Genomic DNA, 6,510 nt, shown 5'->3' with positions numbered 1-6,510 from the left:
CCGGCCCGGCCGGGCTCAGCTTCGCTATTACCGCCGCAGAACGCGGCCATGAGGTTGTCGTCTTCGATGCGCAACCCGAAATCGGCGGGCAGCTGAACGTCGCTAAAAAGGTTCCCGGGAAGGAAGAGTTTTACGAGATGCTGCGCTACTTCGAAAAGCAGATTGCATTGCGCGGCGTGAAAGTGGTGCTCAACACGCGGGTACGCGCCGAACAGTTGCAGCAGGGCGGTTACGACGACATCGTGCTCGCGACCGGAGTGACGCCTCGCACGCCTCCGATTGACGGTGTCGACCATCCCAAGGTCCTGGGGTATCTGGACGTACTGCGCGATGAAAAACCCGTCGGCAAAACCGTTGCCGTCATCGGCGCCGGCGGAATCGGCTTCGACGTCGCGGAATACCTGACGCATTCCGGCGAAAGCGCCAGCGTGGTGCCGGAAAAATTCTATGCGGAATGGGGCGTGGATACCGCCTACGGCGAACCCGGCGGACTACGGCCGCCGCATGTCGACGCACCGGTACGCAAGGTCATCATGTTCCAGCGCAAGGCATCCAAGGTCGGCGACAACCTCGGAAAGACCACCGGCTGGATTCATCGCGCCGGGCTGAAGGCGCGCCGCGTCGGCATGGAAGCGGGCATCAGCTACCGCAGGATCGACGACCAGGGACTGCACATCACGGCGGGCGGCGAAGAACGTGTCATCCCCGTGGACAACGTCATCCTTTGCACCGGCCAGGAGCCCCTGCGCGAACTGTTTGACGACCTGAAATCCGCGGGATGTTCCGTGCACCTGATCGGCGGCGCCGACGTAGCCGCGGAACTCGACGCCAAGCGCGCGATCGACCAGGGCACGCGCCTGGCCGCTGCCATTTAAGCAACCCAAGGAGCAAACCATGCAGAACCCTGGAAATCTCCGCCCGGCCGCGGCCGAGTCCCTGGCAACATGGCACGACATGATCGAGAAGCGGGACCTGGGCGCCCTGCGCTCGATCCTCCATCCCGATGCCATGTTCCATTCGCCGATGGCCTTTCATCCCTACAAGTCCGCGGAAGCGGTCAACCTCGCGCTGACGACGGTCATCACCGTCTTCGAGAACTTCAAGTATCACCGGCAATTCGCGTCGGACGACGGATTGAACGTCGTGCTCGAATTCAGCGCCAGCGTCGGCGACAAGCTGTTGAAGGGGGCCGACTTCGTGCGCTTCGACGACAACGGAAAGATCGTCGACTTCGAAGTCATGATCCGCCCGCTCATCAGCCTGCAAATGCTGGGCGCGGAAATGGGCAAGCGCCTCGGCGACCGGCTTCCCGATTTCAAGGTCAGGCTCTGAGCCCGCAATGGACATGGGATAAAATCGCCCGATCATTTCAAGTACATCTGCGACCTCCATGTCTTTACCGCACGCGCTCCTGACCGCGTTGATCGAACATCCCGGTTCCGGGCTGGAGCTGGCCCGGCGGTTCGACCATTCCATCGGCTATTTCTGGCACGCGACCCACCAGCAGATCTACCGGGAGCTGGGAAGGCTGGAAGAAGCCGGCTGGGTCGAATCGCTGCCGGCGGAGTCCGCGCGCGGCGGGAAAAAAATCTACCAGGTGCTGCCGGCCGGGCGCAAGGAACTGAAGCGCTGGACCGCGGAAAGCCAGGATCCGCGACCCCTGCGCGACGAGCTGATGCTGCGTCTGCGTGCGGAGGCCATCGTCGGACCGACCGCGGTGAAGGACGACATCATGCGGCGGCTTGCGATGCACCAGGAAAGGCTTGCCACTTATCGCAAGATCGAGCAGCGCGACTTTTCCGGCAAAAGTCCGTCGCGCGAGCAACAGGTGCAACACCTGGTGCTCAAGGCCGGCATCATGCACGAAGAATTGTGGATCGAGTGGTCGCAGAACGCGCTCAACGTGCTCGCGCAGACGGACAGCAAGCCGTAGCACCACCGTGTTTTTCAGCGCCCGTCCACGGGCATGACCGGTATAATCACCCGCTTTCACCCATTTCAATTCAACGGAAAGCGCATGCCTGCACATACCAAAGGGAAATACAATCTTCGCCAGCGCAAGAAACTCAAGCTGGGCGAATTCCAGGAACTCGGATTCGACGTCACCGCCAAGCTGACCAAGGAACTGTCGCAAGAAGAACGCACGGCATTCATCGATGCGCTAATTGCCGCAATCGACGACATGGGCCTGCTGTTCGGCGGCGGCTTCAATGGCGGATTCGAAGGCTTCGTGGTGGTCGACGCGCTGCGCGGTTCGGTTTCCAAAGAGCAGCGCAACGCGTTCAAGACCTGGCTCGAATCGCGCGCGGAACTGAAGGACGTGGTCGTCGGACCGCTCAAGGATGCGTGGTACAGCACCTGATGTCCTGAACATCCTCTTTCCCCCGCATTGCCGACCGTAGGGTGGGTAGAGCGAAGCGAAACCCGTCGCAACAACGCTTGCCGAGCGCCTGCCGGATTTCGTTTCACTCTGCCCACCCTACGGTTTTTTTCCCGCACCACCCTCGTTTAACCGGAATCAAGAGATGAGATTCATTCACGCCGCGGACATCCACCTGGATAGTCCGCTTACCGGCCTGAGTGCCTATCCGGATGCGCCCGCGCAGATGCTGCGCAGCGCCACCCGCGACGCTTTCACCAAACTGGTCAATGAAGCGATCGACCTGCAAGTGGATTTCGTCGTCATCGCCGGCGACCTGTACGACGGTGGCTGGAAAGACCACAACACCGGCATTTTCTTTTGCCGCGAAATGGGTCGGCTGAAGAAGGCGGGCATCCGCGCGTATGTCAAATTCGGCAACCATGACGCCGAAAGCGAGATGACCAAAAAACTGGTCCTGCCCGACAACGTATACACCTTCGAATCCCGCAAGGCGCACACCTTTGTCATCGACGGCCTGAAAGTGGCGCTGCACGGACGCAGCTTCAAGGATGCGGCCACCACCGAAAACCTCGCGCAAACCTATCCCGATCCGCTGCCGGGCATGTTCAACATCGGCGTGCTGCATACCGCACTCGGCGTGCATTCCACCCATGCCAACTACGCGCCGTGCACCATCGATGAACTGCACGCGAAGGGTTACCAGTACTGGGCGCTCGGCCATGTGCACGAATACCAGGTGTGGCAGGGCGCATCGACCATCGTTTTCCCCGGCAACCTGCAGGGCCGCCACATCCGCGAAACCGGTCCGCGCGGCGCCGTGCTGGTCACCGCCGACGAGACCGGCGTGCAAAAGGTTGAACGGCTGTTCGTCGACGTGCTGCGCTGGCACGCGGTGAATGTCGACGCGGCGCCATGCAATTCCATGGCGGAAGTGGTACATGCCATCAACAAGGAACTGGAAGCGGTGCTTGCATCCACGCCATCCGGCATGCCGTCGGCGGTACGCATCACCATCTCCGGCAAGACGCCGGTGCATGGCGAACTGTTCGGCATGGAGGCGCAGCTGCGCGCCGAAGTGCTGGCCTCGGCCGCCGCGCTCGGTGCAGACCGCCTCTGGATCGAAAAGGTCAAGACCGCCACCACGGCATCGGATGAGCCGGATGCGATCCGCGCGCGTGGTGACGCGCTGGCCGACCTGCAAGCCTTTTTCGAAGACGCGCAAGGTGACCCTGAATTCCTCGCGAGCCTGAAGACCGACCTGATGGCGCTGGTGGCAAAGGCGCCGCTGGAACTGCAGAACGCGGTCCCGTATTTCAGGGATATCCGCAACGGCGAACTCGCCAAGCTGGTGGGCGGAGTCCGTCCCGGCCTCATGTCTCAACTTGCGCGGATGGAGTAATCGGCGATGCGTCTGAACCGGCTTGACCTCATCAAATACGGCAAATTCTCCGACCGCTGCATCGAATTCCCGCATGCAGCGCGCGACTTCCACCTGGTTGTCGGCCCCAACGAGGCCGGCAAATCGACGCTGCGCTCCGCGGTCCTCGACCTGCTGTTCGGGATACCGGCGCGTTCCGTGCATGCCTTCCTGCATCCGCTGAACGAACTGCGCGTTGGCGCATCGATCGGCAACCAGGCGCAGGCGCTGGAATTCCAGCGTGCGAAGGCACAGAAGCAGACACTGCGCACGGTAGCCGATACCGTGCTTGCCGACAACGCACTGGTACCTTTCCTCGGCATCGCGGACCGCCACTTCTTCGATCAAATGTTCGGCCTCGACCATACCCGGCTGGTGGAAGGCGGCAACAGCATCCTCAATGCGGAGAATGACGTCGGACAGGTGCTGTTCCAATCCGCGGCCGGCATCGCCAGCCTGGGCAAGATCAGGGATGCGCTGCTGGCGGAAGCGGACAAGCTGTGGGCGCCACGCAAGGCCGCCGACCGCGCGTATTACAGCGCTGCCGACCTGCTCGACAAGGCAAATACGGCGTTGAAGGAAGCCACCGTCCGCACCAAGGTATGGACCGAAGCCAACGCACGCCAGCAGTCCGTAGCGGACGAGCTGGCTACGGTAGGCGAATTGCTGCGGCAGCTGGAGGTCACGCGCAGCAAGCTGGAACGCATCCGCCGCGTCGCACCCTTCCTTCACGCTGTGCGCGATATCGAGCGGCAGCTTGGTTCCTTGGGTCCGGTGGCGGATCTGCCGGCGGATGCCGCCGCCGTTCTGTCCGCGGCCGAACGAGAACTGGCCACAGCGGGACAGTTGCTGGAATTGCGCAACACGGAAGTAGAAAAGGCGGAAGCGGAACTCGCGCGCATCGATGTTGACGACGCCGTCCTCGACCTTGCCTCCGATATTGCCGCACTCGAAGAATGCCGCATGCGCTACGGCTCGCACGAGCGCGACATCGCCAGGCGGCAGGAAGAAGTCGAAGCGCTGCTGGCCGACGTGCGCAAGGCCTGCGCGCAACTCGGCTGGGACTACACGTCGGAAGACGAACTCAACGCGCGCCTGCCTTCGCTGCTGGTGCGGCGCGAACTGGCCCGCCTGTCCCAGGCACACAGCGGATTGACGCAGGCATTGCGTGCCGCCGAACAGAGCGGGCAGGCAAAGACACAGGAACTCCAGCAACTGGCGCAGGAGCTGGCTGGCTTGTCGGCGGGCGAGGTCAAACCGGCGCTGCGTGCCGCCATCGCAAGCGCGCGCGCACTCGGCGATACCGAAGCCGCATTGCAAAAGCAGCAAAGCCTGTTCGCGAAGGCCCAGGCGACGTCGTCCAGCGCCCAACTGGCACTGGGCCGATGGAACAAGCCCGCGGAGGAACTGGCCGCGATGCAACTGCCCGGGCAGGAGGAGCTCGCCCATGTCATGCTGGACCGCCTCACACTGGTCAACGAGAGGAAGGCGCTGGACAAGCGCATACTCGACCAGGCCGGCGCGGTCTCGACGCTGAAGCTGAAGATCTCCCAGCTCACCGAATTGCATCATCCGACGCCGCGCGAAGACGTCTTGCAGGCGCGCGAGGAACGCGATGCAAGCTGGCGTGCAATCAAGGAAGGAACGACCAGCGTCGGGGACGGCGCAGAACAGTTCGAAGGCCAGCTCCATCGCGCCGACGAACTCTCCGACAAGCGCTTCGAAAACGTCGAGGCAGCCGCGCAGCTGCAAAGCCACCAGCACCAGCTGGAGCAGGCAATCCACCAGCAGACCATCCTCGACGGCGAATTGTCCCGGCTGGTGGCGCAACTGGCGGAATTCGACAAGCTTTGGGGCGAGATGGCGATAGCGTTCGGCGTGCCTGGCATGAAGCTGGACAACATCGGCGAATGGATCGCAAAGCGGGACAAGGCACTCGCAGCAGCAGCGGAATGCCGGGACGCGCAAGACAGTACCGACGCCCTGTCGCGCCAGGTGGAAGAACACCGGCAGCGCCTGGCAGCGGCATTGCGCGATGCGGGCCTGCACATCGACGACAGCGAAAAGCTGACCGCGCTGTGCGTGCAGGCCGAACTCCATGTGCAATCCATGGACAGCAACAGGGTACGGCGCGAGACGCTTGAAGCGCAGCTGAAAACGGCAAAGGCGCAGGCGCAATCGCTGGAACAGGCCACTGCAGCAGCCGGTGGTGCAGTGGCCCAGTGGAAGGAGGAATGGTCCCGCGCCCTGGCCGCAGCGGGTCTCGCACAGGAGACAACGATCGGCAGCGTCAACGGTGCGCTGGAACTGTTCGCATCGCTGGACGAACTGCTGGGCAAGCTGCGCCAGATCCGGGGGGAGCGCATCGGCGCGATGCAGGCAGACCTGGACAAATTCGCCGCGGACGCATTGCGCCTTGCCGCGCATTTCGGCAGCAATCTCGACGGGATGCCGCCGGCACGGATCGCGCAGGAACTGGCGAAGCGCCTGGCCCGTGCAAAGGATGCGCGAACCGAGGCAAACCGCCTGAAGGAAGCGATCCGCTTGGCGAAGGAGCAGGCGAAGCGCGCGCAGGACGCGATCGAGACGGCCGGCGCCAGCCTGAAGCCGCTGATGGAACGCGCCGGCGTCGACTCACGCCAGCAGCTTTCCGAAGCGATTGCGCGTGCCGACGAACGTCGCCGCTACCTGCTCGACCTGGACAAGGCAA

Annotated in this window: 6 protein-coding genes; all 6 read left to right on the top strand. The window is 63.0% G+C overall.

The genetic code is table 11. The annotated features are described in order from the left end of the window. Positions 1-875: NAD(P)/FAD-dependent oxidoreductase (locus tag AYR66_RS08150; protein ID WP_170942281.1), on the top strand; the 875-nt coding region annotated here is incomplete at its 5' end. 19 nt (positions 876-894) lie between these two features. Continuing rightward, the gene (locus tag AYR66_RS08145) at positions 895-1,332 is read left to right on the top strand and encodes a nuclear transport factor 2 family protein (protein ID WP_088707088.1); all 438 of its coding nucleotides are present in this window, start codon (positions 895-897) and stop codon (positions 1,330-1,332) included. Between the two features lie 58 nt (positions 1,333-1,390). After that, positions 1,391-1,933 (top strand): PadR family transcriptional regulator, encoded by a 543-nt coding sequence (locus tag AYR66_RS08140; protein WP_088707087.1) that lies wholly within the window; start codon positions 1,391-1,393, stop codon positions 1,931-1,933. An 84-nt stretch (positions 1,934-2,017) separates the two neighbouring features. Then, positions 2,018-2,362 (top strand): 50S ribosome-binding protein YggL, encoded by a 345-nt coding sequence (locus AYR66_RS08135; protein WP_088707086.1) that lies wholly within the window; start codon positions 2,018-2,020, stop codon positions 2,360-2,362. A 163-nt stretch (positions 2,363-2,525) separates the two neighbouring features. Then, positions 2,526-3,782 carry a metallophosphoesterase family protein gene (locus AYR66_RS08130; protein WP_088707085.1) on the top strand — a complete coding sequence of 419 codons (1,257 nt, stop codon included), beginning with the start codon at positions 2,526-2,528 and terminating at the stop codon, positions 3,780-3,782. A gap of 6 nt (positions 3,783-3,788) precedes the next feature. After that, the coding region (locus AYR66_RS29450; protein ID WP_206047105.1) for a YhaN family protein at positions 3,789-6,510 on the top strand (2,722 nt) is incomplete at its 3' end.

The sequence above is a fragment of the Noviherbaspirillum denitrificans genome, assembly GCF_002211445.1.
In the GTDB taxonomy this organism is placed as follows: domain Bacteria; phylum Pseudomonadota; class Gammaproteobacteria; order Burkholderiales; family Burkholderiaceae_D; genus Noviherbaspirillum; species Noviherbaspirillum denitrificans.
The sequence above is the reverse complement of the archived record's forward strand: the minus strand, read 5'-3'. Positions and strand labels throughout refer to the sequence as shown.